Annotated in this window: 1 protein-coding gene; it reads left to right on the top strand. The window is 46.2% G+C overall.

What is annotated here, in order from left to right:
* Window positions 1-161 precede the first annotated feature (161 nt).
* A complete protein-coding gene (gene drmD, locus A9Y75_RS25695) occupies window positions 162-3,440 on the top strand; it encodes a DISARM system SNF2-like helicase DrmD (protein ID WP_071192719.1) in 3,279 nt (1,092 codons plus the stop codon).
* Window positions 3,441-3,588: the final 148 nt, after the last annotated feature.

Consider the following 3,588-nt stretch of genomic DNA (forward strand, 5'->3'; position numbering starts at 1 on the left):
TAAAAGATTATTGGTAGTTGAACAACCCGAAGTTAGGGGACTGGTTCGGGTAAAACCTTGACAGTTGTTGAGCATATTGTCTATTTGATCATTTAGGGGAGTAAGTTTTTCATGATGAGAGGAGGAATAATAGCAGCCCAGTCACAAAAAGGAAAACACAAGTGACTGACATTGTAACTGGACAGATTGTGCGTGTGCGATCGCGCCAGTATCTTGTGGAAGAAGTAGTGCCTAAGCCTTCACCAGAACAAGATACTAAAGTTAGTCTTTCTTGCTTAGAAGATGATGCCTTGGGAGAATCCCTAGAAGTCCTGTGGGAACGAGAAATAGATGCCAAAATCGTCGGGGTGACATCATGGGAATCCATCGCTAATCGAGGCTTTGATAATCCCCGGTTGTTCTCTGCCTACTTGCACACATTACGCTGGAATTGCGTAACTTCCACAGATGCCAAACTTTTTCAAGCTCCCTATCGGGCAGGAATAGAAGTCAAAGCCTATCAGCTAGAACCGTTACGTAAAGCCTTGCTGATGCCTAGAGTCGGCTTGTTTATTGCCGATGATGTCGGATTGGGTAAAACAATCGAAGCAGGGCTAATACTGCGCGAGATGTTAATGCGGCAAAAAGTTCGCCGAGTGGTGATTTCCTGTCCACCATCAGTAGTCAGACAATGGCAAGAAGAAATGGAGAGTCGGTTTGGACTCACATTTATGATTCTTGACCGTGAGTTTATTACTGCCCGTCGTCAAGAACGGGGTTATGGGATTAACCCTTGGATGACACACACTCGGTTTATTATTTCCCATGCCTTGCTGCGAGATGAAACCTATGCTGCACCATTACGAGATTGGCTGAGTGATTTTTCTCCTGCCTCCATGCTCATTCTAGATGAAGCCCACAATGCTGCACCTGCGAGTGGGGCAAAATATGCGGTTGATTCCCAACTTACCAAAACTGTACGAGATTTAGCACCGCGTTTTGAACACAAGCTGTTTTTGTCTGCTACTCCCCACAATGGACATTCCAACAGCTTTGCGGCTTTACTAGAAATCCTCGACCCCCAGCGTTTTTGTCGAGGAGTACCTGTCCGCAATCACAAGTTGCTAGACACTGTGATGGTACGCCGTTTAAAGCAAGATTTACGGGAGATAGGAGAAGAATTTCCCCAACGTTTCGTGAGTCCAATAGTGATTGATCATCTCCCAGAAGACGCACCAGAACTCAAGTTATCCCAATTGCTGCAACAATATCGGAGTTTGCGTGAGGAACGACTCAAGGATGCAGCTAAGTCCACCCAGACTACAGCGATGCTGGTAATTACTTCACTGCAAAAGCGGTTATTGTCTTCCATTGAAGCATTTGCACGGACTTTAAAAGTACATCGAACGGCGGTAGAAAAGCAAGCAGCTAACCGTCCTGCCATTCATAAAGTCAGTTTACCGTTGTTGTTGGAGTCAGTTAGTGCTGATGACGAACGGGCAGAATTTTTAGAAGCGGAAATAGAGGCAGAAGAAGATGCTCAAATGGCAGCAGCTACTATGCAAGCAGCCGGACAAACAGCCCGTGAGTTAGCAATTTTAGATGAAATGGCAGATGTAGCTAATTCCTCTCGCTACCAACCAGATCCGCGGATTCACAAACTGGTGGAGTGGATTCGCCAAAATCTCTGTCCTCAATTGGGTGAAGCCAATGCGGCTTGGTTAGAACGGCGAGTAATTATCTTTACAGAATATACAGATACTAAACGTTATCTACAACAACAGTTACAGAGTGCGATCGCTAATTCTCACCGTGAACATGAACGCATAGAGGTCTTTCACGGGGGTATGGGAGAAGAACGCCGGGAAGCTATTAAAAGTGCCTTTAATGCCGATCCTGCCCGTCATCCCCTGCGGATTTTGATTGCTACAGATGCGGCAAGGGAGGGGGTAAACCTGCAAAATAATTGTGCTGACCTGTTCCATTTTGACGTGCCGTGGAACCCATCCAGGATGGAGCAGCGCAATGGACGGATTGACCGTAAATTACAGCGATCGCCTGTTGTCCATTGTTATTACTTTGTTTTACCCCAACGCACAGAAGACAAAGTATTAGATGTATTGGTGCGGAAAACAGCCACTATTCAACAAGAACTCGGTAGCCTAGCACCAGTTGTCGAAAGAAATATGTCGCGCTTACTGGCTCATGGAATTCGCCATCAAGACGTAAGTAATCTTACCAATTCTATTAATCAAGCTGAACAAATCAATGACCAGGAAATAGTAAGTACACAGGTGAGCCAATCCGTTGCCGGGGTTCGCCCAGCTTCCCCACTAGGAGCAGGAAGTGGGGTGATTAATGAGGAACTGGAGCAAGCCAGAGTCCGCCAACAAGATTTGACAAAACAGGTCGAGAATTTACAAGCAATGTTAAAAAACTCGCGGGATTGGTTGGGACTAGATGACCACCACTTCCGTGATGCTATTTCCGCTTCTTTAGAAATTCTCGGCGTTCCTTCCCTCACACCTGTAGATGTGAATGAGGTTGCTAACAACCCTGTAACCGCCCGGTGGACAATTCCCGCCCTTGACCAGCAAACTGGTGCAGATCCCACATGGTCAACAACAATTGATACCCTGAGAACACCGCGAAAAATCGGACAAAAGCCCTGGGAATGGCGCAAAGAAGCACCAATTCGCCCGGTAGTGTTTCGAGATCCTGGTTCTTTAGATGGGGATGTAGTGCATCTGCATTTAGAACACAGAATTGTCCAACGGTTACTGAGCAGATTTTTATCTCAAGGTTTCTTGCACGATGAATTAACCCGTGCTTGTGTATGTCTAACTAATGACCCCATGCCCAAAGTTATCGCCTTGGGACGATTGGCTTTATATGGTGAACGGGCGACTCGTTTACATGATCAAGTAATTGAAGTAGCAGCAGAGTGGTTAGACCCAACTAGCCGAGGGCGCAAGAAGCTTCAACCTTTAAAAGAAGGTGAGAAAGACAACGTACTGGAACTACTGGAAACTTCTCTGGCTTCCCCCCATTTACTAGAAGTTGCGTCAGCAGTGAAAGAACGACTGCAAAAAAGTGCTGCTGAAGATGTGAGCGAATTAATTCCCCATTTGGAACGCCGCGCCGAAATTTTGGCGGAAAGTGCCAAGAAAAAGCTAGTTAATCGGGGGATTAAAGAGGCTGCTGAGATGAAGAAGATTCTGGAAGAACAACAGACGCGAATTCTCAACTGTCAGAAAGACTCTCAAGCTGTGCAGTTATCTCTGCCAATTATCGAGGAACAGCGTCAAGTAGATGCAGACCGTCGCCATTGGGAAAAACGCCTCAAAGCGATCGCATTGGAATTGATTTCCGAACCAGCCCGAATTGAAGCCGCTTACCAAGTCAAAGCAGTGCGGGTTGAGCCGGTCGGCGTGATTTATTTATGGCCAATTTCCGGGTAGGGGGTGTAATATCACGGGAGCAAAACCAGCAAATAAAATGCCCCATCTGATAGCACGACAAACACCAGGGAATAAATTTCCCGATTTGATAGCAGAATAAAAGCCGGGGAATAAATTCCCCGTCTCATAGCGAAAGTCCTCTAAAAGA

Source organism: Trichormus sp. NMC-1 (assembly GCF_001858025.1).
Classification (GTDB): Bacteria; Cyanobacteriota; Cyanobacteriia; order Cyanobacteriales; family Nostocaceae; genus Anabaena.